The organism is Epibacterium sp. MM17-32 (genome assembly GCF_022348205.1).
Classification (GTDB): domain Bacteria; phylum Pseudomonadota; class Alphaproteobacteria; order Rhodobacterales; family Rhodobacteraceae; genus Epibacterium.
Window position 1 is genome coordinate 89,813 of sequence record NZ_JAKRFC010000011.1, and the last position, 25,517, is coordinate 115,329.

28 protein-coding genes are annotated in these 25,517 nt (G+C 63.0%); 3 read left to right on the top strand and 25 right to left on the bottom strand.

The genetic code is table 11. From position 1 onward, the window contains the following. Positions 1–3: 3 nt before the first annotated feature. The 21 genes from nuoK to MHM88_RS16935 form a co-directional block, all read right to left on the bottom strand. On the bottom strand, positions 4–309 hold the full coding sequence (nuoK, locus tag MHM88_RS16835) for an NADH-quinone oxidoreductase subunit NuoK (RefSeq protein ID WP_005624625.1): 306 nt from the start codon (positions 307–309) through the stop codon (positions 4–6). A 3-nt stretch (positions 310–312) separates the two neighbouring features. Then, a complete protein-coding gene (locus MHM88_RS16840; protein WP_005624623.1) occupies positions 313–915 on the bottom strand; it encodes an NADH-quinone oxidoreductase subunit J in 603 nt (200 codons plus the stop codon). Beyond that, positions 912–1,322, bottom strand: a complete 411-nt coding sequence (locus tag MHM88_RS16845; protein ID WP_005624621.1) for a carboxymuconolactone decarboxylase family protein — start codon at positions 1,320–1,322, stop codon at positions 912–914. The genes MHM88_RS16840 and MHM88_RS16845 overlap by 4 nt, the downstream gene beginning before the upstream one ends. Further along, positions 1,319–1,813: an NADH-quinone oxidoreductase subunit NuoI gene (gene nuoI, locus MHM88_RS16850; RefSeq protein WP_005624618.1), complete on the bottom strand. Its 495-nt coding sequence runs from the start codon at positions 1,811–1,813 to the stop codon at positions 1,319–1,321. Before nuoI ends, MHM88_RS16845 begins: the two co-directional genes overlap by 4 nt. Before the next feature lies 1 nt (position 1,814). Next, on the bottom strand, positions 1,815–2,852 hold the full coding sequence (gene nuoH, locus MHM88_RS16855; protein WP_065330698.1) for an NADH-quinone oxidoreductase subunit NuoH: 1,038 nt from the start codon (positions 2,850–2,852) through the stop codon (positions 1,815–1,817). Between the two features lie 6 nt (positions 2,853–2,858). Beyond that, complete coding sequence (locus MHM88_RS16860) at positions 2,859–3,251, bottom strand: hypothetical protein (RefSeq protein WP_005624612.1); 393 nt, start codon at positions 3,249–3,251, stop codon at positions 2,859–2,861. Beyond that, positions 3,248–5,230 (bottom strand): NADH-quinone oxidoreductase subunit NuoG, encoded by a 1,983-nt coding sequence (gene nuoG, locus MHM88_RS16865; protein WP_239367690.1) that lies wholly within the window; start codon positions 5,228–5,230, stop codon positions 3,248–3,250. The genes MHM88_RS16860 and nuoG overlap by 4 nt, the downstream gene beginning before the upstream one ends. A gap of 3 nt (positions 5,231–5,233) precedes the next feature. Next, positions 5,234–5,683: a DUF5333 domain-containing protein gene (locus tag MHM88_RS16870; RefSeq protein ID WP_239367692.1), complete on the bottom strand. Its 450-nt coding sequence runs from the start codon at positions 5,681–5,683 to the stop codon at positions 5,234–5,236. Between the two features lie 98 nt (positions 5,684–5,781). Then, a complete protein-coding gene (locus MHM88_RS16875) occupies positions 5,782–6,138 on the bottom strand; it encodes a hypothetical protein (protein ID WP_239367694.1) in 357 nt (118 codons plus the stop codon). Positions 6,139–6,153: 15 nt separating this feature from the next. Next, a complete protein-coding gene (gene nuoF / locus MHM88_RS16880) occupies positions 6,154–7,452 on the bottom strand; it encodes an NADH-quinone oxidoreductase subunit NuoF (protein ID WP_239367696.1) in 1,299 nt (432 codons plus the stop codon). A 6-nt stretch (positions 7,453–7,458) separates the two neighbouring features. Continuing rightward, positions 7,459–7,689, bottom strand: a complete 231-nt coding sequence (locus MHM88_RS16885) for a DUF5337 domain-containing protein (protein WP_065326950.1) — start codon at positions 7,687–7,689, stop codon at positions 7,459–7,461. A gap of 53 nt (positions 7,690–7,742) precedes the next feature. Next, on the bottom strand, positions 7,743–8,969 hold the full coding sequence (locus MHM88_RS16890; RefSeq protein WP_239367698.1) for an NADH-quinone oxidoreductase subunit E: 1,227 nt from the start codon (positions 8,967–8,969) through the stop codon (positions 7,743–7,745). After that, positions 8,969–10,183 carry an NADH-quinone oxidoreductase subunit D gene (locus MHM88_RS16895; RefSeq protein ID WP_239323511.1) on the bottom strand — a complete coding sequence of 405 codons (1,215 nt, stop codon included), beginning with the start codon at positions 10,181–10,183 and terminating at the stop codon, positions 8,969–8,971. Before MHM88_RS16895 ends, MHM88_RS16890 begins: the two co-directional genes overlap by 1 nt. Further along, positions 10,183–10,788 carry an NADH-quinone oxidoreductase subunit C gene (locus MHM88_RS16900; protein ID WP_239367700.1) on the bottom strand — a complete coding sequence of 202 codons (606 nt, stop codon included), beginning with the start codon at positions 10,786–10,788 and terminating at the stop codon, positions 10,183–10,185. The genes MHM88_RS16895 and MHM88_RS16900 overlap by 1 nt, the downstream gene beginning before the upstream one ends. Positions 10,789–10,803: 15 nt before the next feature. After that, complete coding sequence (locus MHM88_RS16905) at positions 10,804–11,337, bottom strand: NADH-quinone oxidoreductase subunit B family protein (RefSeq protein ID WP_239323350.1); 534 nt, start codon at positions 11,335–11,337, stop codon at positions 10,804–10,806. Further along, positions 11,328–11,693, bottom strand: a complete 366-nt coding sequence (locus MHM88_RS16910; RefSeq protein ID WP_005618552.1) for an NADH-quinone oxidoreductase subunit A — start codon at positions 11,691–11,693, stop codon at positions 11,328–11,330. The genes MHM88_RS16905 and MHM88_RS16910 overlap by 10 nt, the downstream gene beginning before the upstream one ends. A 240-nt stretch (positions 11,694–11,933) precedes the next feature. Continuing rightward, positions 11,934–12,719 (bottom strand): crotonase/enoyl-CoA hydratase family protein, encoded by a 786-nt coding sequence (locus tag MHM88_RS16915; RefSeq protein WP_239367702.1) that lies wholly within the window; start codon positions 12,717–12,719, stop codon positions 11,934–11,936. A 29-nt stretch (positions 12,720–12,748) separates the two neighbouring features. Continuing rightward, positions 12,749–13,615, bottom strand: coding sequence for a hydroxymethylglutaryl-CoA lyase (locus tag MHM88_RS16920; RefSeq protein WP_239367704.1), 867 nt, complete (start codon positions 13,613–13,615; stop codon positions 12,749–12,751). A 32-nt stretch (positions 13,616–13,647) separates the two neighbouring features. After that, complete coding sequence (locus MHM88_RS16925; protein WP_239367706.1) at positions 13,648–15,585, bottom strand: acetyl/propionyl/methylcrotonyl-CoA carboxylase subunit alpha; 1,938 nt, start codon at positions 15,583–15,585, stop codon at positions 13,648–13,650. A gap of 80 nt (positions 15,586–15,665) precedes the next feature. After that, positions 15,666–17,270 carry a carboxyl transferase domain-containing protein gene (locus MHM88_RS16930; protein ID WP_239367708.1) on the bottom strand — a complete coding sequence of 535 codons (1,605 nt, stop codon included), beginning with the start codon at positions 17,268–17,270 and terminating at the stop codon, positions 15,666–15,668. A 4-nt stretch (positions 17,271–17,274) separates the two neighbouring features. Continuing rightward, positions 17,275–18,804: an AMP-binding protein gene (locus MHM88_RS16935; RefSeq protein WP_239367710.1), complete on the bottom strand. Its 1,530-nt coding sequence runs from the start codon at positions 18,802–18,804 to the stop codon at positions 17,275–17,277. Positions 18,805–18,953: 149 nt separating this feature from the next. On the opposite strand from MHM88_RS16935, the gene MHM88_RS16940 reads away from it, so the two are divergent. Beyond that, on the top strand, positions 18,954–19,556 hold the full coding sequence (locus MHM88_RS16940) for an OmpW family protein (RefSeq protein ID WP_239367712.1): 603 nt from the start codon (positions 18,954–18,956) through the stop codon (positions 19,554–19,556). Between the two features lie 144 nt (positions 19,557–19,700). Here the strand turns inward: MHM88_RS16940 and MHM88_RS16945 are convergent, their stop codons facing one another. From MHM88_RS16945 to MHM88_RS16955, 3 genes are all read right to left on the bottom strand, one after another. Beyond that, on the bottom strand, positions 19,701–20,045 hold the full coding sequence (locus MHM88_RS16945) for a hypothetical protein (RefSeq protein WP_239367714.1): 345 nt from the start codon (positions 20,043–20,045) through the stop codon (positions 19,701–19,703). After that, positions 20,045–21,208, bottom strand: a complete 1,164-nt coding sequence (locus MHM88_RS16950) for an isovaleryl-CoA dehydrogenase (protein ID WP_239367716.1) — start codon at positions 21,206–21,208, stop codon at positions 20,045–20,047. Before MHM88_RS16950 ends, MHM88_RS16945 begins: the two co-directional genes overlap by 1 nt. A 310-nt stretch (positions 21,209–21,518) precedes the next feature. Continuing rightward, positions 21,519–22,715, bottom strand: a complete 1,197-nt coding sequence (locus tag MHM88_RS16955) for a DegT/DnrJ/EryC1/StrS aminotransferase family protein (RefSeq protein ID WP_239367718.1) — start codon at positions 22,713–22,715, stop codon at positions 21,519–21,521. A 158-nt stretch (positions 22,716–22,873) separates the two neighbouring features. On the opposite strand from MHM88_RS16955, the gene MHM88_RS16960 reads away from it, so the two are divergent. Both MHM88_RS16960 and MHM88_RS16965 read left to right on the top strand, forming a co-directional pair. Further along, the gene (locus MHM88_RS16960) at positions 22,874–24,190 is read left to right on the top strand and encodes an MmgE/PrpD family protein (protein WP_239367720.1); all 1,317 of its coding nucleotides are present in this window, start codon (positions 22,874–22,876) and stop codon (positions 24,188–24,190) included. Between the two features lie 136 nt (positions 24,191–24,326). Then, positions 24,327–24,788 (top strand): hypothetical protein, encoded by a 462-nt coding sequence (locus MHM88_RS16965; protein ID WP_239367722.1) that lies wholly within the window; start codon positions 24,327–24,329, stop codon positions 24,786–24,788. 20 nt (positions 24,789–24,808) lie between these two features. On the opposite strand, the gene MHM88_RS16970 is transcribed toward MHM88_RS16965, so the two are convergent. Then, positions 24,809–25,486 carry an HAD-IA family hydrolase gene (locus tag MHM88_RS16970; RefSeq protein WP_239367724.1) on the bottom strand — a complete coding sequence of 226 codons (678 nt, stop codon included), beginning with the start codon at positions 25,484–25,486 and terminating at the stop codon, positions 24,809–24,811. Positions 25,487–25,517: the final 31 nt, after the last annotated feature.

The following is a 25,517-nucleotide window of genomic DNA, read 5'->3' on the forward strand; positions in this document are numbered from 1 at the left end:
AGTTCAGCCCTTCATCACGTTGATGTCTTCGACAGCGATGGTGCCGCGGTTCCGGAAGAAGCAGACGAGGATCGCAAGGCCAATCGCGGCCTCAGCGGCGGCGACGGTCAGCACGAACAGCGTGAACACCTGCCCCACCAGATCGCCAAGGAACGACGAGAAGGCGACGAGGTTGATGTTCACGGCCAGCAGCATCAGTTCGATGCTCATCAAAAGGATGATCACGTTCTTGCGGTTCAGGAAAAGCCCGAAAATGCCGATAACGAACAGCGTCGCCGCGACGGTGAGATAATGTTCAAGTCCGATCATTGATCAAAGCCCCTGCCCCGGTTTGATGTCCTTGAGCTCCATTGCCTTGGCCGGGTCGCGATACATCTGGGCGAGCACGTCCTGACGCTTCACATCCTGGCGGTGGCGCAGGGTCAGAACGATGGCACCGATCATGGCCACCAGAAGGATCAGACCCGCAAGCTGGAACAGAAGGAAATATTGGTCGTAGATAATGAGGCCAAGCGCCTCGGTGTTGTGCCGATCAACAGGGATCGGCTGGCTCAGGTTCTGCGCCACGTCATGCGCGCTCTCCCACGAGCCATAGGCGATCACGAATTGCATCAGGATCACCAGCCCGATCAGCAGTGCCAGCGGCATGTAGCGGGCCATTTCGGCCTTGAGCTCGGCAAAGTCCACGTCGAGCATCATCACCACAAAGAGGAACAGCACCGCGACCGCGCCCACGTAGACGATCACCAGCAACATGGCGACAAATTCCGCCCCCAGCAGCACAAACAGCCCGGCCGAGGAAATAAACGCCAGAATCAGCCACAGCACCGAATGCACCGGCTGGCGGCTGATCACAGTGAACAGCCCGCCGGTGATGGCGCTGATGGCGAAGAGGTAAAAGGCAAACACGCTCATGTCTCATCGTCCCCTTTGTCGTCCATGACCTCCTGCGCCAAATCCATTGCGCGGGTCATGGCCGGAATGCCGGCAAACACCGACATCTGTCCGATCGTTTCAACGATCTCTTGTTTCTTCGCGCCCGCCGCAAGAGCGTGGCGCACGGTCTGACGCACGGCCGTATCGGCCTGCGCGCCCTGCATGGTCAACCCCGCCAGCGTCAGCAGCAGGCGGGTTTTGGCATCAAGCCCGTCTTTGTTGACGGTGTTGCCGAACATCATCTCCATGACTTCTTTGGGCATGGTGGGCCAGAGCGCCTCAAACCCTTTGGGAGAGAAACTCTCAAGCGCAGGATTGAGGGCCTTCGCCATCTCCTGCGCCTGGGCCATCATGGCCTCGAAAGGGTTTTTCGGCGTCTCACTCATCTGTAGGGCGCGTCCAGCTCAAGGTTGCGGGCAATCTCGGCTTCCCAGCGCTCGCCATTGGCCAGCAGCTTGTCCTTGTCGTAGAACAGCTCCTCGCGGGTCTCGGTGGCGAATTCAAAATTCGGCCCCTCAACGATGGCGTCCACCGGGCAGGCTTCCTGACAGAAACCGCAGTAGATGCATTTGGTCATGTCGATGTCGTAGCGCGTGGTGCGGCGGCTGCCGTCCTCGCGCGGTTCGGCATCAATGGTGATGGCCTGCGCCGGGCAGATCGCCTCGCAGAGTTTGCAGGCAATGCAGCGTTCCTCGCCATTGGGATAACGGCGCAGCGCATGCTCACCGCGAAACCGCGGGCTGAGCGGGCCTTTTTCATGCGGGTAGTTCAGGGTCGCCTTGGGGGCGAAGAAATACTTCAGCCCCAGTTTGAACCCCTGCCACACGTCTTGCAGCAGGAAGTATTTGGCGGCGCGGGTGTAATCGATTTGGGTCATATCAGCCTCCTGTGCTCCAGCGGGCGAACGCCCCCCAGAACCAATCGAAACGTGCGGCAAAGGCCACGAAGACCACCCAGACCAGGCTGAACGGCAGGAAGACTTTCCAGCCCAGACGCATCAGCTGGTCGTAGCGGTAACGCGGGGTGATGGCTTTGACCATGGCGAAGAGGAAGAAGAAGAACGCCATCTTTGCGATCATCCACAGCGGGCTGTCCGGCAGGAACGGCACCGGCGACAGCCAGCCACCAAAGAACAGCAGCGAGGTGAGCGCGCACATCAGGAAGATGGCGATGTATTCACCGGCCATGAACAACAGGAACGGCGTCGAGGAGTATTCCACCTGATAGCCTGCCACCAGTTCCGATTCCGCCTCGGGCAGGTCGAACGGTGGGCGGTTGGTTTCCGCAAGGCAGGAGATGAAGAACAGGAACACCATCGGGAAATGCGGCAGCCAGTACCAGTTGAACAGGCCTGCATTGCCGTCCTGTGCCCGCACGATATCGCCAAAGTTCATGGAGCCCGTCGACAGGATCACACCAATGATGATGAGACCAATGGAGACCTCATAGGAGATCATCTGCGCCGCAGAGCGCAAGGAGCCAAGGAACGGGTATTTGGAGTTCGACGCCCAGCCGCCCATGATGACGCCGTAGACCTCAAGCGAGGAAACCGCGAACACATAGAGGATGGCGACATTGATGTCCGAGAGCACCCATGTGTCGTTGAACGGGATCACCGCCCAGGCGATCATCGCCAACACAAAGGAGGTGAGCGGCGCCATGATAAACACGGTCCGGTCAGAGCCAGCCGGGATGACCACCTCCTTGACCACGTATTTCAGCGCATCCGCGACGGTCTGCAACAGGCCATAGACGCCCACCACATTGGGACCGCGCCGCATCTGGACAGCCGCCCAGATTTTGCGGTCGCCGTAGACAAGGAACAGAAGCGAGATCATCACAAAGGCGACAACCGCCAGGGTCTGCGCCAGGATGATGACAGCAATGCCGCCTGGGGTGTTAAAGAATTCAGCCATGGGTCCTCACACCGTAGGTATTCCGTTTGCCTTGCAGTCCTGCACCACGACTTCGGCGTCGAGGGTGCGCAAACCGCGCGGTAAGGCTGGCGAGATGGTGTAGACCGCATCGGCCTTCCAAATACCAGCCTCTTGTTTCGTTTTTGTGCGCACATGACGCGCAAAGCCGTATCCCCGGATCAGCGCATATTGTGCTGCCGCGCAATCGGCATAATCGTTCAGATCCTCAAGCGCCCCGACCCGGTCCATGGTGACATGGAACTGCACCAGATCCCCATCGAGGAGGCTGGTGTCCACGCCCAGATAATCGGGCGCGGCGCGGCTCACCTCATCGCCCGACACATCCGTGCAGGCCATGAGGGCAAGCCCCGCGAGCGATATGAGCGCCGCCCGGATCACTCTGCCGCAATCGCCGTGTCGCGGCGCGCCTTGGCCTGAGCGGAGAGCTCCGCCATCAGCTGCGATGCGCGCGCAATCGGGTTGGTCAGGTAGAAGTCTTTAACCGCAGGCAGGAAATCCGCCTTGCCGAGTTTTTCAACCGGCAGCGCCTCGCCTTCATTGGCAACAACGCGATCGACCTTGGCCAGATGCGGGACGTCCTTGATCAGCGCCTTGCGCAGTTGCGCGAGGCTGTCATAGGGCAGTTTTGCATCGAGTTCCGCCGACAGCGCCCGCAGGATGGCCCAGTTTTCCTTGGCCTCACCGGGTGCAAAGCCTGCGCGCATGGCAAGCTGCGGACGGCCTTCGGTGTTCACAAAGAGGCCGTTTTCCTCGGTATAAGCCGCACCGGGCAGGATCACGTCGGCGCGGTGCGCACCACGGTCGCCATGGCTGCCCTGATAGATCACAAATGCGCCCGCATCGATTTCGACCTCATCGGCCCCGAGGTTGTAGATCACCTCCGCCCCGTCGATTGCAGCCGCCATGCCACCCTCGGTGACGGCCCCGACGTCCATGGCGCCCACACGAGCGGCGGCGCTGTGCAGGACCAAGAGCTTGCCCAGAGATTGCGCCTTGGCGAGAACCGCCAGACCGTCGGCTTCGCGCAGAGCGCCCTGCCCCACGATGACGATCGCATCTTCCGGGGCTGTCAGCCCGTCAAGCGCGGCGCGATCCGTTCCCACATGATCGTGATCATAGGTCAGATCTGCGGCCGGGCCGACCAGTTTGACATTGGCCCCCTTGAGCCACGCCTTGCGGATGCGGGCATTCAGGACCGGAGCCTCGTCGCGCGGGTTGGTGCCAATCAGGATGATGTCCTTGGCGGTGTCGATATCCTCGATGGTGGCGGTGCCGACATAGCCCGCGCGGTTGCCGATGGGCAGGCGCGCATTATCGGTGCGGCATTCGACCTTACCCTCAAGGCTCTCGATCAGGTTCTTCAGCGCATAGGCCGCCTCGACCGGGACCAGATCACCGATCAGGCCTGCGACTTTCTTGCCCTTCATCGCGGTGGCGACAGCCTCCAGCGCCTCGGGCCATGTGGCGGGCTTCAGCTTGCCATCCACGCGCACATAGGGGCGGTCCAGACGTTGGCGACGCAGACCATCCCAGACAAAACGGGTCTTGTCGGAGATCCATTCTTCGTTCACGCCATCATGGTTGCGCGGCAGGATCCGCATCACTTCGCGGCCCTTGGTGTCCACGCGGATGTTCGATCCCAGCGCGTCCATCACGTCGATGGTCTCGGTCTTGGTCAGCTCCCATGGACGCGCGGTAAACGCATAGGGTTTCGAGGTCAGCGCGCCGACCGGGCAAAGGTCGATAATGTTGCCCTGAAGGTTCGAGTCCAGCGTCTCGTTTAGGTAGGAGGTGATCTCCGCATCCTCGCCGCGTCCGGTCTGGCCCATCTGGGAAATGCCTGCGACCTCGGTGGTGAAGCGCACGCAACGGGTGCAGGAGATGCAGCGGGTCATTGCGGTGCCCACAAGCGGGCCGAGGTTCAGATCGTCCACCGCGCGCTTGGGCTCGCGGAAGCGCGAAAAATCAACGCCGTAGGCCATCGCCTGATCCTGCAGGTCGCATTCGCCGCCCTGATCGCAGATCGGGCAATCCAGCGGGTGGTTGATCAGGAGAAACTCCATCACCCCTTCGCGCGCCTTTTTCACCATCGGTGAATTGGTCTTCACCTGCGGCGCCTGGCCCTCGGGACCGGGGCGCAGATCGCGCACCTGCATCGCGCAGGAGGCGGCGGGCTTGGGCGGGCCGCCGACGACCTCCACAAGGCACATACGACAGTTGCCCGCAATCGAGAGACGCTCGTGGTAGCAGAAGCGCGGGATCTCGATCCCGGCCTGCTCGCAGGCCTGGATCAGGGTCATCGCCCCGTCGACTTCGATCTCGGTTCCGTCAATGTTGATCTTGCGGAGGTCAGACATGGTCTATTTCGCCCTCAGTAACACGCCGATCGCGCTGTTTTTCTCGATTTCCGCCAGCCCGTAGGCGCAGAATGTTTCTGGTTGGTCCAGATCGACCCCTGCCTGCCGCAGCAGGCGCTCGCCCTTGGCGCGCATCCGGGATTTTTCCTGGTCCGACTTGATGTAGGACTTGATTTCAGCGTCGCTGTAGCCAAGCGCATTGGCGCGGCTGCGGATCTGATAGAGCTGGTTCAGCCCTTTGAGCGTGCGCGGCGCGAGGCGATCACATTGATCGGCCACTTCGCTGGCCACGGCCACGGCAAACAGCGGATCCTCGATTTCCTGCACATCGCGCAACGACGGCCTGGCCTCGCCCGCGCTGGCACCAAAGGCCAGAAGCAGGGCCGCCAAAGCCGCCAGAGAGGTGGCCATCACGGCGGTGCGTGCCGGGGAAATGGCAATTGATTCAGACATGTCAGACTCCTTGGTGGTTCTGACAGAACCACAGGAGTGAGACGCGCTGTTATACAATAGCACCCCGCCGGACCGGCCATGATATGCCGACCTGCGCATCAAGACTCGCAACGTCCCGTATAGACCGCATCGCCCTTGTCGAGCTGGATATTGTAGTTGCCCTCGGCGTCCAGCGCGATGTTGGTCCAATCAAACCGCGAGGTGCCGAAGTTCACGATGCAATAGCGTTTGGCCTGGTGATCGGCAGCTGCCAGCGCCCCCCGCTGGGATTGCAGCGCATCACGCACCTCGATGCGAAAATCGGCGAGGGTCTCTCTCTTGTTGATCGCTTTGGCACTGGTGCGGAAGGCGATGCCGTCAAACCGCATGCGCTTGTCCTCGCGGGTCTTGCCACCACAGGCCGCAAGCCCCACCGAGGCCGCCAGTATCAGCGTTAAAGTAAAACGTGAGGTCATTATCATCTCTTCAGGTTATTCCGCTGCCATCACGCCGACGCGACCCGTTTTCTGAGCCTTGATGCGGTCTTCGATTTCTTCGCGGAAGTTGCGAATGAGACCCTGAATGGGCCAGGCAGCTGCATCACCCAATGCACAGATGGTGTGGCCTTCAACTTGTTTTGTGACATCCCAGAGCATGTCAATTTCTTCGAGTTCTGCTTCGCCCCGGACCAGACGATCCATGACGCGCATCATCCAGCCGGTGCCCTCACGGCACGGGGTACACTGGCCGCAGCTCTCGTGTTTGTAGAATTTGGACAGCCGCCAGATCGCCTTGATGATGTCGGTCTGTTTGTCCATCACGATCACCGCCGCGGTGCCAAGGCCGGAGCCCAGCTCGCCGCGCAGGTAATCAAAATCCATGATCGCGTCGCGCATTTTCTCGCCGCGCACACACGGCACGGAAGAACCGCCGGGGATCACCGCCAGCAGCTTGTCCCAGCCGCCGCGAATGCCGCCGCAGTGTTTGTCGATGAGTTCCTCAAAGGAAATGCTCATCGCTTCCTCGACGACGCAGGGGTTGTTGACGTGACCGGAGATCGCAAAGAGCTTGGTGCCCGCGTTGTTCTGACGGCCAAAGCCCGCAAACCACTCCGCCCCGCGCCGCAGGATGGTCGGCACCACGGCGATGGATTCCACATTGTTCACGGTGGTCGGGCAGCCATAAAGCCCCGCGCCTGCCGGGAACGGCGGCTTCATGCGCGGCATGCCTTTTTTGCCCTCAAGGCTCTCGATCAGGGCGGTTTCCTCGCCGCAGATATAGGCCCCTGCCCCGTGGTGCAGGAAGACGTCGAAATCCCAGCCGGAGCCTGCGGCGTTTTTGCCCAAAAGCCCCTTGTCGTAGCATTCGTCAATCGCCGCCTGCAGCGCCTCGCGCTCGCGGATATATTCGCCGCGCAGGTAGATGTAGCAGGTGTGTGCGTTCATCGCGAAGGATGCGATCAGCGCGCCCTCGATCAGCGTGTGCGGATCGTGGCGCATGATTTCGCGGTCTTTGCAGGTGCCGGGCTCGGACTCATCGGCGTTGATAACCAGATAGGCCGGACGCCCGTCGCTTTCCTTGGGCATGAAGGACCATTTGAGGCCGGTGGGGAAGCCCGCACCGCCGCGCCCGCGCAGGCCGGAATCCTTCATGGTCTGGATGATCCAGTCGCGCCCTTTTTCAATGAGGCCCGCCGTACCGTCCCAATGGCCACGCTTTTGTGCGCCCGCCAACGTGCGTTCGTGCATCCCGTAAAGGTTGGTAAAGATCCGGTCCTGATCCTTCAGCATGTGTGCCTACCTTTGACTGTTCTGACGCATGCGCCAGAGTTGAATGATGTTGACGCCCGCATAGATCATCGCCGCGAGAGCGGCGAAATCGAACAGCAGCGCATAGCGGCCCGGCAGGCCGATCGCGGGACCGATCAGAAGCGACAGGATCAGCCAGGCCACCATCGTGCCGGCGATCACCAGCGAGATGTGCCGCCCCTTGGCAGCAATGGCCTTATCCTGTTCGTCCTTCGTCATCGGGTCCAGTCATCCTTGACCACAGCGCACGGCCCCATGGCCGCGATCTGCGATTATGATTTGTCTTTGTAACGGCCGTCTGTCTTGGCCGATTTGGCAAACTCGGTCTCTTCACCCGCTGCCAGTTTCTTGGATTGGTCGATCCAGCCGTCACGTTCGATGCGGCCTTTGAACTTCAGGCGCGCATCCACCCAGGCCACCTCGGCCTCGGTCCATTTGGCGATCTGGTCGAAGTGGAAAAAGCCCAGCTCATTCAGCGTCTGTTCAAGCTTCGGCCCCACCCCTTTGAGGAGTTTGAGGTCGTCCGCCCCGCCCTCGCGCGCCGCGGTCAGCGTCTCGGGCTCTTTTTCCTCGACCGCATCTGCCGCATCCGCCTTGGGCTCTGTCTTCGGCTCCGTCACCTTTGCGGCGGCGGCCTCGGGCTGTGCCGGGGTGGCGGCGTCGGATTTCTTTGCCGGAGGCTTGGAGGGCGTCTCTGCCTTGGCCGCTTCCGCCTGCTTGGCGGCGGGTTTCGGACGCTCCGGTGCTGCCGGAGTGGGCTCTGCCGCTGCACGCCCCGCAACCACGCCATCCTTGCCGACCCAAGGGGTCAGCAGCGGTACTTCATCGCCCTGAATGCGCTTCACACCGTCGCCAAGCTCGGTCGCAAGTTCGGCAGACGCGTTATACTGCGGCTTGTCCGCCTCATAATCCTTGAGCGAGGTAAGACCGGATTTCGGCTCCGCCGCGTAACGGCCATTTTGCGGGCCCGGCACCACGTCCTTGCCAGCGGCCAGATCGTCGATCAGCTTGGTAAAGCTCGCGGCGGTCAGATCCTCGTAGTAGTCCTTGCCGATCTGCGCCATCGGCGCATTGGTGCAGGACCCGAGGCATTCCACCTCTTCCCAGGAAAACTTGCCATCCTCGGACACGGTATGCGGCTTGGGCGCGATCTTGTCCTTGCAGACCGCAATCAGATCCTCCGCCTCGCAGATCATGCAGGAGGTGGTGCCACAAACCTGGATATGTGCAACAGAGCCGGTCGGTTGCAGCTGGAACATGAAGTAGAAGGAGGCCACCTCCAGCACGCGGATATAGGCCATGCCGAGCATATCGGCGACATATTCGATCGCCGGCTTGGTGATCCAGCCTTCCTGTTCCTGCGCGCGCCACAGGATCGGGATCACCGCCGAGGCCTGACGGCCTTCGGGGTATTTGGTCATTTGCGCCTCTGCCCAGGCCTGGTTGGCCGGGGTGAAGGCAAAACTATCGGGTTGTTCGGAATGCAGACGACGGAGCATTAGCGGTCAATCTCTCCAAAAACGATGTCCATGGTGCCGATGATGGCCGCGACGTCGGCGAGCTGGTGGCCCTTGGCGACGTGGTCCATCGCCTGCAAATGCAGGAAGCCCGGCGCGCGCAGCTTGGCGCGGTAGGGTTTGTTGGTGCCATCCGCCACCAGATAGACCCCGAATTCGCCCTTGGGCGCCTCGACCGCGGCGTAGACCTCGCCCTCGGGGACGTGGAAGCCTTCGGTATAGAGCTTGAAGTGGTGGATCAGGCTCTCCATCGAGGTTTTCATGTCGGTGCGCTTGGGCGGGCTGATCTTGCCGCGCGCCATCACGTCGCCGGTGGCCTCGCGCAGCTTGTGGATCGCCTGACGGATGATCGACAGCGACTGGCGCATCTCTTCCATCCGGACAAGGTAACGGTCGTAGCAGTCGCCGTTCTTGCCCACCGGGATCTGAAAGTCGAACTCGTCGTAGCATTCATAGGGCTGCGCACGGCGCAAATCCCACGCCAGGCCGGAGCCACGCACCATGACGCCGGAGAACCCGTATTGCTGGATCTCCTCCTCGGTGACGACACCGATGTCGCAGTTGCGCTGCTTGAAGATGCGGTTCTCGGTCAGCAGCCCGTCGATGTCGTCCATCACGGCGGGGAATTCGATCGCCCATTCCTCGATATCGTCGAGCAGTTCATCCGGCAGGTCCTGATGCACACCACCGGGGCGGAAGTAAGCCGCGTGCAGACGTGCACCACACGCCCGCTCGTAGAAGATCATCAGCTTTTCGCGTTCTTCAAAGCCCCAGAGCGGCGGCGTCAGCGCGCCCACGTCCATCGCCTGCGTGGTGACGTTCAGCAGGTGATTGAGGATGCGGCCAATTTCCGAATAGAGCACCCGGATGAGCTGGGCGCGGCGCGGCACCTCAACCCCGGTGAGTTTCTCGATCGCCAGACACCATGCGTGCTCCTGGTTCATCGGCGCCACATAATCGAGGCGGTCGAAATACGGCAGGTTCTGCAGGTAGGTGCGGCTCTCCATCAGCTTTTCGGTGCCGCGGTGCAAGAGGCCGATATGCGGGTCGCAGCGTTCCACGATCTCGCCGTCCAGTTCCAGCACAAGACGCAAAACGCCGTGGGCCGCCGGGTGTTGCGGGCCGAAGTTGATGTTGAAGTTACGGATCTTCTGCTCGCCCGTCTGGGCGTCGTCGAAACCTTTGGAGCCGTCCATCATTTCGCCCCCTCTTTCTCGTCACCGGGCAGGATGTAGTCGGCACCCTCCCATGGGCTCATGAAGTCAAACTGGCGGTATTCCTGAACCAGTTTCACCGGCTCGTAGACCACGCGCTTTTGCGCCTCGTCATAGCGGACTTCGGTGTAGCCGGTGGTCGGGAAATCCTTGCGCAGCGGGTGGCCGCGAAAGCCGTAGTCGGTCAGCAGGCGGCGCAGGTCCGGGTGGCCTGTGAACAGGATGCCGAACATGTCAAAGACTTCGCGCTCGAACCAGTTGGCGGAGGGGTGCACATCCACGATGGAGGGCACCATGTCCTCTTCGCGCACCGCAACCCGCAGGCGGATGCGGTGGTTCTGGTACATCGACAGCAGGTGATACACCACGTCAAAGCGCTTGGTGCGCTCGGGGTAATCGACGGCGGTGATGTCAACCAAGGTGGAGAACCGGCAGGCGCTGTCAACGCGCAGGAACTCCACAAGACCTGCGATATTGGCCGGTTTCACGTCGATATTCAGCTCGCCATGCGCGATGTCCCAGGACAACACGCACTCGGGGCGCTTGGCTTCGATCTGATGGCCAAGGTCTTGCAATGCTTCAATCATCTGTGTCTCCTGCCCTTAGCGCACAAGGGTGCCGGTGCGGCGGATCTTGCGCTGCAGTTGCATCAGCCCATAAAGCAGCGCCTCTGCGGTGGGCGGGCAGCCGGGCACGTAGATGTCGACCGGCACGATCCGGTCACAGCCGCGCACGACGGAATAGCTGTAGTGATAATAGCCACCGCCATTGGCGCAGGACCCCATCGAGATCACGTAGCGCGGCTCTGGCATCTGGTCGTAGACCTTGCGCAGCGCCGGGGCCATTTTGTTGGTGAGGGTGCCCGCAACGATCATCACATCCGATTGACGCGGGCTCGCGCGCGGCGCGATGCCAAAGCGTTCGGCGTCATAGCGGGGCATAGACGTATGCATCATCTCAACCGCGCAGCAGGCCAGACCAAAGGTCATCCAGTGCAGCGAACCGGTGCGCGCCCAGTTGATGATGTCCTCGGCAGAGGTCAGCAGAAACCCTTTGTCCTGCAATTCCGCATTGAGGGCCTGGGTGACCATTTCCTTGTCGACACCCGCGGTGTTCGCGCCAGCTGTCACTCCCATTCCAATGCCCCCTTCTTCCATTCGTAGGCAAAGCCGATCGTCAGCACGCCCAGGAACACCATCATGGACCAGAAGCCGGTATCGCTGATGTCCTTAAAGCCGACGGCCCAGGGAAACAGGAAGGCAATCTCCAGATCGAAGATGATGAACAGGATCGAGACCAGATAAAAGCGCACGTCGAACTTCATGCGGGCGTCATCGAATGCGTTGAAACCGCACTCGTAGGCGCTGACTTTTTCCGGGTCGGGATTGCGCACCGCAACAACAACGGCAGCAAGAATAAGCACGAGACCAAGGCCGATGGCGACGGCCAAAAACACCAGAATGGGCAGGTATTCCCGCAACATCTCTTCCACGAGTGGCTCCTTTCCGCGCACACGGCAAGATCTGCTCGTGCACCGTCAATTGGCGTGTTGACTTGGGCCGTTACTACTCCCGTCCCCCTACACCGTCAACCAAGGGGAAGTTAATGTGAAAAGCTTTCTCGACCAGACCGGCAGACACGCAACAACGCCTTAAAAACTGATGGTTTTTGTCGGAATTTAGCGCGCGACAAGTTGGTGCGGACCGGCCCGGCCAAAGCGGCGGGAAACCCCTTATTTGCTACGCCAGGCGGGGGCGCGTTTTTCAAAAAACGCGTTGATGCCGTCCACGGCCTCGGGGCTTTCCCAGCGGTCCACAAGGGCCGAAATGGTAAAATCAATCACGGATTTATCGATCTGCGGACCCAGGGCGCGCGCCAGTGCCTTGGCGTCAGCGACCGCGCCCGGCGCACAATCAAGGTATGGCACCACTTCTGCCTCGACCGCGGCGTCGAGTGAGTCGGCTGGAACCACCCGGGCCAGAAGCCCCAGCTCCACCGCTTCCGACGCGTCAAAGAGCCGCGCCGACATGAACACGCGCCGCGCGCGCGCCTCACCCATGCGGGCGATGACATAGGGGCCGATGGTGGCGGGGATCAGGCCGAGCCTGGTCTCGGTGAGGCCCATCCTGAGGCTGTCGACGCCGATCGCCACATCACAGACCGAGGCCATGCCCACGCCACCGCCAAACGCGTTGCCCTGTAGCCGCCCGATCAAGGGCTGCGGCAAGGTGTTCAGAAGGTTCAGCATGTCCGCCAGCACCCGCGCCTCGCGGGCGCGGGTCTCGGCATCCGCATCCATCTGCGCCTGCATCCACGCCAGATCGCCCCCGGCGCAGAAGCTTTTTCCCGCGCCGGTCAAGACCACCACACGCACGCTTCGGTCCGCAGCCAGCGCGCGCGCTGCATCCTGCAATTCCTGCAGCATCTGCCCCGACATGGCGTTGTGCTTTTCGGGACGGTTGAGCGTCAGGGTCGCCACGCCGCGATCATCGCGTGTGAGCGTTAGCGTGTCATACATGGCCAAAGGGTCCTTATTGTGATGAAGTATCAGGCATCGGCGGCAACGGGACGCAGAGCGCGCGCCATGGCGGCGGCCTCCTCCAGGACATCGCCATCCAGCCCAGTGTCATAGCCCAGCCGGGTCAGGTGTTCGTGCACGACCTCGGTGGCGACATTGCCCGCCGCACCGGGCGCATAGGGGCAACCGCCAAGCCCGCCCACGGCGGCATCAAACACCCGCACGCCCAGCGCCAGCGAGGCGTCGATATTGTCCACCGCCCGGCCTGCGGTGTCGTGGTAATGCCCCGCAAGCCGCGTCACTGGCACGGCGTCTTTGACCGCAATCAGCATCTTGGCGATCTTGTCGGGTGTGGCCTTGCCGATGGTGTCGCCCAGCGAGATCTCATAGCAGCCCATCGAGAACAGCCGATCCGCGACCTCGGCCACTTTGTCGGGGGCGACAGAGCCATCATAGGGGCAGTCGGTCACGCAGGAGACATAACCCCGCACCGGCAGGTCAATATGGCGCGCGGCCTCCAGAATGGGGGCAAAGCGTTCAATACTCTCGGCAATCGAGGCATTGATATTAGCCTGTGAAAACCCCTCGGATGCGGAGGCAAAGATGGCGATTTCATCGGCGCGCGCGGCCAGCGCGTCCTCATAGCCCCGCATATTCGGGGTGAGCGCCGCATAGCGCACGCCTTTGGCCTTGGTGATCCCGGCCAGCACCTCGGCGCTACCGGCCATCTGCGGCACCCATTTCGGAGACACGAAACTCGCCACCTCGATCCGGGAAAAGCCTGCGCGGCTGAGGCAATCCACCAGCGCCACCTTGTCGGCGACGGGGATGTCGCGCTTTTCGTTTTGCAGCCCGTCGCGTGGGCCCACCTCAAAGATCTCGACGCGGTCTTTCATGGGTTTTGCTCCTCCCGGTTCATGGGCGCGGCTCAGGCGTCTTCCTCCAGCCGGACCAGCGCTGCTCCAGCCTCCACCTGATCGCCGGCTTGCGCAAGAACTTCTGCAACCACACCGTCCCGGGCGGCCAGCAAAGAGTGCTCCATTTTCATCGCCTCCAGGATGGCGAGCCGGTCGCCTTCCTTGACGGTGGCGCCCGCCTCCGCAAAGACCGCCTTGACCAGGCCCGGCATCGGGGCCTCGATCAGGTTACCATCCCCGGCGGCCCCGGCGGCGCGCTCCAGCGGGTCGATCACCGTAAAGCTCAGCCCGTAGTGATCAAACACCGTGATCGTGTCGCCGCAGATCGACAGGGGCGGCAGGGGCATGCTGCCGATCACCCAGCCTGAGGCCATGCGGTTCACGGCGATATGCGCGCCCTCGATCGTCCAATCCTGACGGTCGGGGCCGTTGACCTCGACGGTGGCCTCGAACCGCTCGCCCTGCCATTCCAGCGTGACGGAGCGGTGCAGGTCGGCCCACAGCGTAAAGCCCATCTCGGGGCGCGCCTCGATCAGATCAAGCGCGGCCATTGCAGCGGCGGCCTTATGCTCGGGCTTGGCGACTGGAGCTGCCGCGAGTGTGCCGAGATCCCGCGCGATCAGGCCTGTGTCCACGTCGCCCGCAGCAAAGCCCGCGTGACGGGTCAGTGCGCCAAGGAAGGCAAGGTTGGTGACAGTTCCGGCAACCTCGGTCCGCGCGAGCGCGTCATCCAGCTGGCGCAGCGCGGCGGCGCGGGAGGGGCCGTGCACGATCACCTTCGAGATCATCGGATCATACCACGGGCTGATGGTGTCCCCTGCCCTAACCCCGCTGTCGGCGCGCACACCTTCAGGAAAGGCAAGATGCGAAAGCGTGCCAGTGGCGGGCAAAAAGCCCTTGGGCACGTCCTCGGCATAAAGCCGTGCCTCAAAGGCGTGGCCGGTGATGGTGAGCTCGTCCTGCTGCATGGGCAGCCCTTCGCCAGAAGCGACGCGCAATTGCCATTCCACCAGATCGACGCCAGTGATGAGTTCCGTGACCGGATGCTCGACCTGCAAACGGGTGTTCATCTCCATGAACCAGAACCCGTCCGCACGCAGCCCGTCCGAGCCGTCCACGATGAACTCCACCGTGCCCGCGCCCGCATAGCCGATCGCCTCGGCGGCGCGCACGGCGGCCTGCCCCATGGCGGCGCGCATCTCTTCGGTCATGCCGGGGGCCGGCGCTTCTTCGATCACCTTTTGGTGGCGGCGTTGCAGCGAACAGTCGCGTTCAAACAGATGCACCGCCGATGTGCCGTCGCCAAAGACCTGCACCTCGATATGGCGCGGTTTCTGGATGTATTTTTCAATCAGCACCGCCGGGTTGCCAAAGGACGTGGTGGCCTCGCCCTGCGCCGAGGCGAGCGCATCGTTGAAATCCCTGGGGTCCTCGACCAGCCGCATGCCCTTGCCACCGCCGCCCGCGACCGCTTTGATCAGGACCGGGTAGCCAATGCTCTTGGCCTGTTCGGCGAGGAAGCCTGCGTCCTGAGTGTCGCCGTGATAACCCGGAACCACCGGAACGCCCGCCTCTTCCATCAGCGCCTTGGCGGCGTCCTTGAGGCCCATCTTGCGGATCGCACTGGCAGAGGGGCCGATGAAGGCGAGACCCTCTGACTCGACCTTTTCCACGAAATCGGGGTTTTCCGACAGAAACCCATAGCCCGGATGTATGCCTTGCGCGCCGGTGGCTTTGGCGGCGGCGAGGATCTCGTCCTGCAGCAGGTAGCTATCCGCCGGGGCAGGTCCATGACCGATATGGACAGCCTCATCCGCAAGGGCCACATGTTTGGCGTCTCGGTCGGCATCGGAGTAGACGGCGACGGTGCGTACACCCAGACGACGGGCGGTTTCCATCACCCGGCATGCAATTTCGCCACGGTTGGCAATCAGGATCTTGTTGAACATCTTGCGGTGCTCCTTTTGAGGGACCGTCGCGGCCGGGGGCTCTGCCCCCGGACCCCCGGGATATTTGAGGTTAGAAGAGGTTACATGCGGAACACGCCAAAGCGCGTGTCCTCGATGGGGGCGTTGAGGGCGGCGCTGAGCGACAGTGACAGCACATCGCGGCTTTTGCGTGGGTCAATAATGCCGTCATCCCAAAGCCGCGCGGAGGCATAGAGCGGGTGGCTTTGTTCGGCGAACATGTCGATGGTGGGCTGCTTGAACTGCGCTTCTTCTTCAGCGGACCATGTGCCGCCCTGGCGTTCGATCGCATCGCGTTTGACCGTGGCCAGAACGCCCGCCGCCTGCTCGCCGCCCATCACGGAGATGCGCGAATTGGGCCATGTCCAGAGGAACCGGGGCGAATAGGCCCGCCCCGCCATGCCGTAGTTGCCCGCGCCAAAGGAGCCGCCCACCAGCATGGTGATCTTGGGCAGATTTGTGGAGGCCACCGCCGTCACCATCTTGGCCCCATGGCGGGCGATGCCCTCGTTCTCATACCTGCGGCCCACCATGAAGCCGGTGATGTTTTGCAGGAAGACCAGCGGGATCTTGCGCTGGCTGCAGAGTTCCACGAAATGCGCGCCCTTTTGCGCGGCTTCTGAAAAGAGCACGCCGTTGTTGGCGATGATGCCGATGGGGCAGCCCTTGAGGTGGGCAAAGCCGGTGACCAGCGTTTCTCCAAAGCGGGGTTTGAATTCATCAAAGCGCGAGCCATCGACGAGACGCGCGATCACCTCGCGGATGTCATAGGGCGTGCGCAGATCGCCCGGCACCACGCCGAGGATCTCCTCGGGGTCATAGGCGGGTTCTTCCGGGCTCTGCCAGTTCACGCCCTGTGGTTTGGTGCGATTGAGATGACTGACCGCGCGCCGCGCGAGGGCCAGCGCATGGGCGTCATCCTCAGCGAGGTAGTCCGCCACGCCTGACAAACGCGTGTGTACATCGCCGCCGCCCAGATCCTCGGCCGAGACGACCTCGCCCGTGGCGGCCTTCACCAGCGGCGGGCCTGCAAGGAAGATGGTGCCCTGCTCCTTAACGATGATGGTGACGTCGGACATTGCCGGCACATAAGCACCACCTGCGGTACAGGAGCCCATGACCACGGCGATCTGCGGAATGCCCTTCGCGGACATCCGCGCCTGATTGTAAAAGATGCGGCCAAAGTGGTCGCGGTCGGGAAAGACCTCATCCTGCTGCGGCAGGTTGGCGCCGCCACTGTCCACCAGATAAACGCAGGGGAGGTTGTTTTCCTCGGCAATCTCTTGGGCGCGCAGGTGTTTTTTCACCGTCATCGGGAAATAGGTGCCGCCCTTCACGGTGGCGTCGTTGCAGACCACCATGACTTCCTGACCGTGGACACGCCCGATGCCTGCGATCACGCCTGCCGCCGGGGCTGCGCCATCATACATGCCATGGGCCGCCGTCGCGCCGACCTCCAAAAAGGGCGAGCCGGGATCAAGCAAGTTCGCCACCCGGCGGCGCGGCAGCATCTTGCCGCGGCTTTCATGACGGGCACGGGATTTCTCGCCCCCGCCCAAGCGCGCGGCCTCGGCGGCCTCGCTGATCTCGGCCAGGGCGGAGAGATGAGCAGCTTTGTTTGCCTTGAAACCTTCAGAGGAAGGCATTGCCTTGGATTGGAGTTTCATTGGATCAGTCCTCCACTTCCGCCGCCGCGCGGCGTTTCAATTCTTTGCGGATCACCTTGCCCGTAACCGTCATCGGCAGGGCCTCCAGAAAGGCGATCTCGCGGGGATAGGAATAGCTGGCAAGGCGCTCTTTGACGTAATCTTGCAGCTCTTTTTCGTTCGGGGCGTGGTCCGGCTTCAGCACCACATAGGCCTTGACGATCTCGGTGCGCAGGGCGTCGGGCTTGCCCACCACACCGACGGTGGCAATGGCCGGGTGGGTCAGCAGGCAATCCTCGATCTCGGAGGGGCCGATGCGGTAACCGGCAGAGGTGATCACGTCATCCTCACGCCCCACAAAGCGCAGATAGCCCTGCTCCCAAATGCCGCGATCCCCGGTCACCAGCCAGTCGCCGTGAAACTTCTCGGCGGTGGCGTCGGGGCGGTTCCAGTATTCCAGCATCATGGACCCGGAACCACGGCGCACCGCCACATCGCCTTCCTCACGCGTGGGCTGGCCGTCTGCGTCGATCACATCGACCACATGCCCCGGCACCGGTTTCCCGATGCAGCCGGGGCGCACGGGGAAATCTGCGCCACAGGAGGACACCGTCATATTGCATTCGGTCTGGCCGTAGAATTCGTTGATGGTGACGCCCAGGTGACGCTGGCCCCAAGCGAGCATCTCCGCGCCCAGGGGCTCTCCGCCGGAGGCCACGGAACGCAAGGCCCGAAGCCCCTGCCCCGCCGCTTTCAGCATGCGCAGGGCGGTGGGCGGAAAGAAGACGTTGCGCACCTCGCCCAAGCGGATCACCTCGGCGCAGGTGTCTGGCGTGAACTTATCAAGCCGCGCGGCCACCACCGGTACGCCCAGCGCAAGCCCCGGCATGGCGACGTCGAAGAGCCCGCCGATCCACGCCCAATCCGCAGGCGTCCAGAGACAATCACCGGGCTGGCCCAGATGGTCGTGACTGATCGACACGCCCGGTAGGTGCCCTGTCAGCATCCGGTGCCCGTGCAAGGCTCCCTTGGGTTTGCCGGTGGTGCCGGAGGTATAGATAATGACCGCCGGGTCCTCAGGACCAGTATCGGCAAAGGGCACCGGATCGCCCTCGACGCCAATCTCTGCGGCGATCAGCGGCTCGGCCAGATTGCCAAGCTGTGCCGCGCCCTCCCGGTCGGTCAGCACATATTGCGCGCCCGCGTCCTCGACCCGGTTGGCAAGCGCATCGTGCTGGAACAGTTTAAAGAGCGGCACGGAAATGGCGCCGATCTTCCAGATCGCCAGATGCGCCGCCGCACACCACGGCGACTGAGACAGGAGCACGCCAACCCGATCACCGGGAGCGACACGTTGCACCAATGCGCGCGCCAGACCATCGACCATCACGGCCAGATCACCATGGCTCACATCACGACGCGTCCCGGAGGTTAGGTCTATAATCGCCAGTTTATCACCCGCGTGATCCATCGCCTGTGCGGCCATATTGAGCCGCTCAGGAATGTCCCAAGCGCCTGCCTCTGTCAGCCCCGGAATGATGCGTCTCTCGGTCATGTTTAACCCTGCACGTAGCGCATAGCTGATATGCGGTTTTCCCCAGTCTTTCCAAAGGGAAAGGCAGGGGCAATTTGATCTGGATCAGAGATGTCGCGCGCCGGACGTGGCACTGTCGCGGCGTACTGATTGAAGAAGGGATTTCCCCCATGAAAACTCTGGTTTCCGCCCTCGCACTGGGCGTTGCCGCGTCGAGCTTTGCCGCCCCTGCCATGGCCCAATCGCAGGGCGACTGGACCTTTGGTGTCGGGATCATCAACGTGAACCCCAAATCCGACAATGGCACCCTCGCCGGTGCTGCGGCCACGATTGACGACGACACCCAACTGTCGCTCACGGCGGAGTATTTCATCCGCGACAACCTCGGCATCGAGTTGCTGGCGGCGTCGCCGTTCGAACATGACATCGCGCTTGGCGGCAGCAATGTCGGCTCCACCAAGCACCTGCCGCCGACCCTGTCGATGGTCTATCACATCCCCACCAACGGCAAGATCACGCCTTTTGTTGGGCTGGGTGTGAACTACACCACCTTCTTCTCCGAAGAGACCCCGCTGGGGCGTCTGGATCTGGACAACAGCTTTGGTCTCGCCGCGACCGTGGGCGCGGACTGGAAGATCTCCGAGCAGGGCGCGCTGCGTCTGAACGTGCGCTACATGGATATCGACGCCGACGCCAAGCTGAACGGCGCCTCCATCGGCACCGCCGAGATTGATCCGATCACTGTGGGTGTCTCTTACGTGCACCGCTTCTGATCCTTTGCAGTTGCCGGGTGGGCGCGGCCCGCCCGGCGATTTTCGATCCAAGTGGCGTCGCCTGCCTGCGGCGCCTTTTTTCGTTCCCGCTTCGGACCCGTCTGGCGCTTTGCCCAACGCCGTCCGGCTCTGTCCAATGTGCCGTCAGGCCTGCGGCGTGGCAGGTGGTGTCTGCCCCGGCGCCTCCAGGTCGATCAGCCCGCCCAACCAGTTGACCGTGTAGCGAAATCCGGCATCAGACGCGGATCCCTCCGGGCGGCATGTAATCACCAGCCAGGCCCAGATCCCCTCGGCCGGTCGCGCCGCGCAGTCGCTGATCCGCGCTATCCCGGCCCCACCGGAGGCCGCGTGATCGGCAAGGTATTGTTGCGCGTAGAGCGTGATCACATCGGACTCGGTGATGCCTTGCCGCATGATGCCATAGCGAAACCCGATCCCGGCCAGCACCACCGCCAGCACCGCAATCGGGATCCAGTAGGCGATCCGCATCAGCTCATATGCGACATCAGTTCGCGCCCGATCAGCATGCGCCGGATTTCCGATGTGCCCGCGCCGATCTCCATCAGCTTGGCATCGCGGAAGATCCGACCCACCGGGTTGTCGCTCAGATAGCCCGCCCCGCCAAAGGCCTGCACCGCCTGATGCGCCTGCGTCATCGCCACCTCGGAGGCGTAGAGACAGCAGGCCGCCGCATCCTGACGGGTCACCGTGCCCTTGTCGCAGGCCTTGGCGACCTCATAGACATAGGCGCGCGCGGTGTTCATCGCGGTGTACATATCGGCGATTTTGCCCTGCATCAGCTGGAAGTTCCCGATGGGTTGGCCGAACTGTTTGCGCTCGGCCATATAGGGCATCATCTCATCCATGCAGGAGGCCATGATCCCGGTGCCGATGCCGGCCAGCACCACGCGTTCGTAATCCAGACCGGACATCAGAACGCGCACGCCCTTGCCCTCCTCGCCCAGCACGTTTTCGAACGGCACTTCGACGTCTTCGAACACCAGCTCGGCGGTGTTCGACCCGCGCATGCCGAGCTTGTCGAAATGCTTGGAGGTGGAGAACCCCTTGAATTCCTTCTCGATCAGGAAGGCGGTGATGCCTTTAGAGCCCGCCTCTGGATCGGTCTTGGCATAGACCACCAGCGTGTCGGCGTCAGGACCGTTGGTGATCCAGTATTTGTTGCCGTTCAGAACATAGCGGTCATTGCGCTTTTCGGCACGCAGCGACATCGACACAACGTCGGAACCCGCCCCGGCCTCGGACATTGCCAGCGCGCCCACATGGTCGCCGGAAATCAGACGCGGCAGGTATTTTGCCTTTTGCTCGGCATTGCCGTTGAGCTTGATCTGGTTGACACAGAGGTTGGAATGCGCGCCGTAAGACAGCGACACCGAAGCCGAGGCCCGCGCGATTTCCTCGACCGCGACGGTATGCGCCAGATAGGACATGCCCGCACCGCCATATTCCTCATCCACGGTGATCCCCAGAAGGCCCAGCTCGCCCATCTCTGTCCAGAGGTCGGCGGGGAATTCATTCTTCTGATCGATCTCCTGCGCCATCGGCTTGACGCGCTCTTGCGCCCAGCGGTGCACCATGTCGCGCAGGGCGTTCACGTCCTCGCCTAGATCGAATGTCATGCTTGCGTTGAACATTTGCGCGTCTCCTCCCGAGCCAGTCGCGTTCGAGTCACTCTGATTATCTGAACACTTGTTCATTTATTGGCAAATAGGATCCCATTCGTCAAGTCCAGTGATGTGTGCAGTCTCGGGGTGGCTCCCGCCCGTCCCCTCTGCATGATACATGCATCCGGTCCAGTTGGGCCGAGCGCGCCCGCACCCAGGGTGCGGGCGCGCTCCACCGCGATTTGCACAGCAAAGCGCAAAACCTCACCTGCGTCGCGCTCCGTCAGGAGGGCGACACCGCTAAGGTCCTCTTCAATCAGGAATGTGACCGTCTGGCGTGTCAGCCGCCGGCCTGCCAGACGGCACTGACCTCGGCGCGGATGATGCGGGCAATCAGATCGCAATCCTCCAGGCTGAAGGTCAGCGGCACCCGCATGTCGATGATGCCGGCAAGGATGCGGTCGCTCTCGGGCAGGCTTTGTGCCGGTGCGTAGCGCCAGCTGTCATAGCGCGACGTAAACGCCACCGGCTCCGCGCCACCGAACCATTTCAGCTCGACCCCACGCGCCGCACACCGAGACAGCACCGCCTGAACCGCCTCGGCGGACCAGTCAAGCAGCAGGAACTGGATCGAGGAGCCCACATAGGTCTCCGCCTCGGGCCGCTCGACCACCGTCAGACCCGGCGTGTCGCGCAAACCTGCCTCCAACCTGCGATAGCGGTCGTTCCAGCGCGCCACCTGGGTGTCGAGATCGCGCAGTTGCGGCCGCAGGATGGCGGCGCGCAGGTTGTCCATACGACCAGAAATATTCGGCGTCTCGTATTTGACGCGCTCAAACACCTCGGGCGCAGGCGCGGCCAGGTGGCGGGAATAGAGCATGTAGGACCCCGACAGCATGATCGCGCGCGCAGCAACCTCCTCATCGTCGGTGATCAGCAGGCCTCCCTCGCCGGAATTCACATGTTTGTAGGTCTGGCAGGAATAACAACCGATCCGCCCGTGCCGCCCCGACGGCGCGCCGTTCCAGGCCGCCCCCATCGTGTGGGCGCAATCCTCGATCACCGTCACACCCGCGCCATCGCAGATCTGCATCAGACGGTCCATGTCGCACAAATGGCCGCGCATATGGCTCAGCATCAGGACCTTGGCGGTGCCCAGTTTGGTCTCAAGGTCCTCAAGATCGATGGTCAGTGCCTCGGTCACGCCGACAAACACTGGCTCTGCCCCCACCGACGCAATGGCCCCCGGCACCGGCGCCAGCGTGAAGGCATTGGTCAGCACCTTGTCCCCGTGCCCCACCCCCAGCGCCCGCAGTGCCGTCGCCAGAGCATAGCCGCCCGAAGCCACCGCAAGGCAGTATTTGGCCCCCATCTGCGCGGCAAACTCCTGCTCCAGCAGCGCCACTTCGCCCGCTTCGTCGCCCGCGAGGTTATATCGGTGGATACGCCCATGCTGCATCACCTCCAGCGCCGCCGCGATGGCCGCATCCGGAAGGGGTTCCTGCTGGGTGAAATTGCCTGTGAAACGCTCTGTCATGGGCAAAGTCATGCGCCGCCGCAGGTGCAAGGTCAAGAGCGTCACCCCACCGGCCAGGCCTGGACATCAAGAGCCGCGCGCGGGCCCACGTCCGGAACAGGCAGGAAAATGTCGCGGAGCGAACAGTGCGCCCCGCCCAGAGAGCGCAGGCTTGCTCCATGTCACAGAACACCTCCGCGCCTCTCGCCTGGGTTCAGAACCTGACCCTCGATGCTATCCCGCCCGCGGTGCAGCAGCAGGTCAAATTGTCGCTGCTGGATACGCTCGGCATCGCGCTGGGCGGGCTGTCGATGCGGGCCAGTCAGCTCTCGCGCGATTTTGCCGCGACCGCGATGCCGGGCGCGCTGCCGATGCTGTTCGACGGCCGGCCTGTGTCGCTGCCGGGCTGGGCGCTCGCCGCCGGCATGACCATCGATGCACTGGATGGGCACGATGGCTTCAACCCGGCCAAGGGGCATATCGCGGCACCGATGATGCCGGTGGCCCTGGCCTTTGCCCACGCACATGAGGCCGATGGGGCTGCGCTTTTGCGGGCGCTGGTGGCGGGCTATGAGTTTGGCGCCCGCGCCGCCATGGCCCAGCACGGAACAACCCCGGACTACCACACATCGGGCAGCTGGGGGGCGGTCACCGGCGCGCTTGTGGGGGCAGAGCTGGCGGGCCTGCCCCCGGCAACCACGCGCCACGCCCTCGGCATTGCCGAATATCACGGCCCGCGCAGCCAGATGATGCGCTGTATCGACCACCCCACGATGGTCAAGGATGGCGCCGGCTGGGGCGCCATGTGCGGGGCATCGGCGGTGATGCTGGCAGAGGCGGGGTTTACCGGCGCCCCGGCGCTCACGGTCGAAGAGGCCCCCGCCTACTGGGCCGATCTCGGCCAGCGCTGGTACGCGCTGGAGCAGTATTACAAACCCTACCCGGTGTGTCGCTGGGCGCAGGCCCCGGTCGAAGCCGTGCTGCATCTGCGCCGCACCCATGGGCTGACAGCGGATCAGGTCCAGCGGATCGAGGTCACCACCTTTCATGAAAGCCTGCGCCTCGCCACAGACGCCCCAACCTCCACGGAGGCGGCGCAATATTCGACCTCCTTCCCCTGCGCGGTGGCGCTGGTACATGGGGATGTCCGTCCGGAGCATCTTGTCGGGGACGCCCTGCACGATCCGGAGGTCCTGCGCTTGTCGCGCGCCCTGATCATGCAGGAAAGCGACGCCGCCAATGCCGCCTTCCCGCTGCGCCGCTTCGCCACGGTGGAGGTGATGCTTTTGGATGGGACCCGGCTGCGCAGCCCCCGGATGGAGCCGCGCTGGGACCACACTGCCCCGCCGACAACCGCCGAGCTTCACGCCAAATTCCACGCGCTGGCTGATCCGGTGCTGGGGCAACGCAGCGCAACCGAGCTGGCGCAGATCATCGACACGCTGGAACACGGCCCGCTGGAGCGCCTGTGGCAGATTCTGCTCTGCGCCCCTTGATCGCTGGCGTCGGGTACTCGCAGGCTGCACTTCGGCTTTTCTTTCCCGCTGCAATGGTGCACCAAAGAGGCCGGGCGCGAGCATAGAAGCCGCCCCAGGACACAGGACGCAACAGCGACGAAAAGGGACATGCCCGATGGGTTCCGTTTTGACAGTTTTCAGCACCGCTCTGTTTGCCTTGGCCGGGACCACTGCCTTGGCGCAGGATCTCTCCGGTCTGGAGGCCGAACCGCAAGAGATCACCGGCCGCTTCCTGACCGCGACCGAGGTCAAGCCGGTGCTTCAGGCCACCCAGGCGAACTGGATCGCGGTGCGGGAGTTCGGGGGTCAGGATCTGGTCTATGTCACCCATCTGTGGGCCTGGCGCTGCGGGCTGGCGCGGATCGACGTGGCGATCAACGATGGCCCGTTCGAGGTCTGGCCGATGCCAGACTGTCACGCGGACGAAGGATCCCCCGGCGCGATCAAGAGCGGTGATGGCGACCCGTTTCGCAGCTTCGCCGGTGGTTCGGTGCAATCGGTCAAGGTGCGCCTGATCTATGACGATCTGACCACCGCAGACGCCAGCTTTGCGCGCAAGGATGTGATGACGCCCTAGCCCGCCGCCGCGCGTCCGGATCAGGCCGCCGCATTGCGCCCGATCAGCCGGGTCACGACGGCGGGCAGATCGGCATAATCATCCAGCAGCGCCTCGGGGTTGAGCGCCGCCATGTCCGGCCCGGCCGGACCAAATGTCACCAGCACCGAGGGCACCCCGGCGTTCCTCGAGGTCTCCCGGTCTGTGTCACTGTCCCCGATCAGCACGCACATCTCAGGCGCGCCCCCGGCCCGGCGCGCGGCCTCGAACAGCGGTTGGGGGTCCGGTTTGCGCACCGGCAAGGTGTCTGCCCCGACAAGGGAGGCAAAGGCATCACGCACGCCAAGACGCTGCATCAGATCCACGGCGAGCGCCTCGGGTTTGTTGGTGCAGATGCCGACGCCGTAGCCCGCCGCTTTCAGCGCTTCGACCGCGTCCATTGCGCCGGGATACATCACCGTATGCGTGTCGATGCCATCGCGGTAGGCCTCCAGCAGCACGGGATAGTATTCTTCGACCGTGGCGTCCTTGAACTGGCCCGCACGGGTCAGCCCCTCGGTCAGCATCCGCTTGCCACCACGCAGGGCAATCTTGGCGTCCTCGGGGTGGGTCAGCATGTCGCCCAGCCCCATGACCCCAAAGCAGTGATTGGCCGCCGCCAGCAAATCGACAGAGGTATCGGCCAGGGTGCCATCGAGGTCAAAGATCACCGTCCGCATCAAAATCTCCTTTTTCGGCGCGATTTCGCCG

Excerpts from the sequence above, each read along its gene's own strand:
- MHM88_RS16955 (WP_239367718.1), bottom strand. The coding sequence starts at position 22,715 with ATGACAGAGCGTTTCACAGGCAATTTCACCCAGCAGGAACCCCTTCCG.
- MHM88_RS16915 (WP_239367702.1), bottom strand. The coding sequence starts at position 12,719 with ATGTATGACACGCTAACGCTCACACGCGATGATCGCGGCGTGGCGACC.
- MHM88_RS16890 (WP_239367698.1), bottom strand. The coding sequence starts at position 8,969 with ATGCTCCGTCGTCTGCATTCCGAACAACCCGATAGTTTTGCCTTCACC.
- MHM88_RS16940 (WP_239367712.1), top strand. The coding sequence starts at position 18,954 with ATGAAAACTCTGGTTTCCGCCCTCGCACTGGGCGTTGCCGCGTCGAGC.
- nuoF (WP_239367696.1), bottom strand. The coding sequence starts at position 7,452 with ATGCTGAAGGATCAGGACCGGATCTTTACCAACCTTTACGGGATGCAC.
- MHM88_RS16970 (WP_239367724.1), bottom strand. The coding sequence starts at position 25,486 with ATGCGGACGGTGATCTTTGACCTCGATGGCACCCTGGCCGATACCTCT.
- nuoI (WP_005624618.1), bottom strand. The coding sequence starts at position 1,813 with ATGACCCAAATCGATTACACCCGCGCCGCCAAATACTTCCTGCTGCAA.
- MHM88_RS16875 (WP_239367694.1), bottom strand. The coding sequence starts at position 6,138 with ATGACCTCACGTTTTACTTTAACGCTGATACTGGCGGCCTCGGTGGGG.
- MHM88_RS16930 (WP_239367708.1), bottom strand. The coding sequence starts at position 17,270 with ATGAAACTCCAATCCAAGGCAATGCCTTCCTCTGAAGGTTTCAAGGCA.
- MHM88_RS16960 (WP_239367720.1), top strand. The coding sequence starts at position 22,874 with ATGTCACAGAACACCTCCGCGCCTCTCGCCTGGGTTCAGAACCTGACC.
- MHM88_RS16900 (WP_239367700.1), bottom strand. The coding sequence starts at position 10,788 with ATGATTGAAGCATTGCAAGACCTTGGCCATCAGATCGAAGCCAAGCGC.
- MHM88_RS16965 (WP_239367722.1), top strand. The coding sequence starts at position 24,327 with ATGGGTTCCGTTTTGACAGTTTTCAGCACCGCTCTGTTTGCCTTGGCC.
- MHM88_RS16920 (WP_239367704.1), bottom strand. The coding sequence starts at position 13,615 with ATGAAAGACCGCGTCGAGATCTTTGAGGTGGGCCCACGCGACGGGCTG.
- MHM88_RS16895 (WP_239323511.1), bottom strand. The coding sequence starts at position 10,183 with ATGGACGGCTCCAAAGGTTTCGACGACGCCCAGACGGGCGAGCAGAAG.
- MHM88_RS16885 (WP_065326950.1), bottom strand. The coding sequence starts at position 7,689 with ATGACGAAGGACGAACAGGATAAGGCCATTGCTGCCAAGGGGCGGCAC.
- nuoH (WP_065330698.1), bottom strand. The coding sequence starts at position 2,852 with ATGGCTGAATTCTTTAACACCCCAGGCGGCATTGCTGTCATCATCCTG.
- MHM88_RS16840 (WP_005624623.1), bottom strand. The coding sequence starts at position 915 with ATGAGCGTGTTTGCCTTTTACCTCTTCGCCATCAGCGCCATCACCGGC.
- MHM88_RS16945 (WP_239367714.1), bottom strand. The coding sequence starts at position 20,045 with ATGCGGATCGCCTACTGGATCCCGATTGCGGTGCTGGCGGTGGTGCTG.
- MHM88_RS16925 (WP_239367706.1), bottom strand. The coding sequence starts at position 15,585 with ATGTTCAACAAGATCCTGATTGCCAACCGTGGCGAAATTGCATGCCGG.
- MHM88_RS16905 (WP_239323350.1), bottom strand. The coding sequence starts at position 11,337 with ATGGGAGTGACAGCTGGCGCGAACACCGCGGGTGTCGACAAGGAAATG.
- MHM88_RS16870 (WP_239367692.1), bottom strand. The coding sequence starts at position 5,683 with ATGTCTGAATCAATTGCCATTTCCCCGGCACGCACCGCCGTGATGGCC.
- MHM88_RS16845 (WP_005624621.1), bottom strand. The coding sequence starts at position 1,322 with ATGAGTGAGACGCCGAAAAACCCTTTCGAGGCCATGATGGCCCAGGCG.
- MHM88_RS16950 (WP_239367716.1), bottom strand. The coding sequence starts at position 21,208 with ATGTTCAACGCAAGCATGACATTCGATCTAGGCGAGGACGTGAACGCC.
- nuoK (WP_005624625.1), bottom strand. The coding sequence starts at position 309 with ATGATCGGACTTGAACATTATCTCACCGTCGCGGCGACGCTGTTCGTT.
- MHM88_RS16935 (WP_239367710.1), bottom strand. The coding sequence starts at position 18,804 with ATGACCGAGAGACGCATCATTCCGGGGCTGACAGAGGCAGGCGCTTGG.
- nuoG (WP_239367690.1), bottom strand. The coding sequence starts at position 5,230 with ATGTCTGACCTCCGCAAGATCAACATTGACGGAACCGAGATCGAAGTC.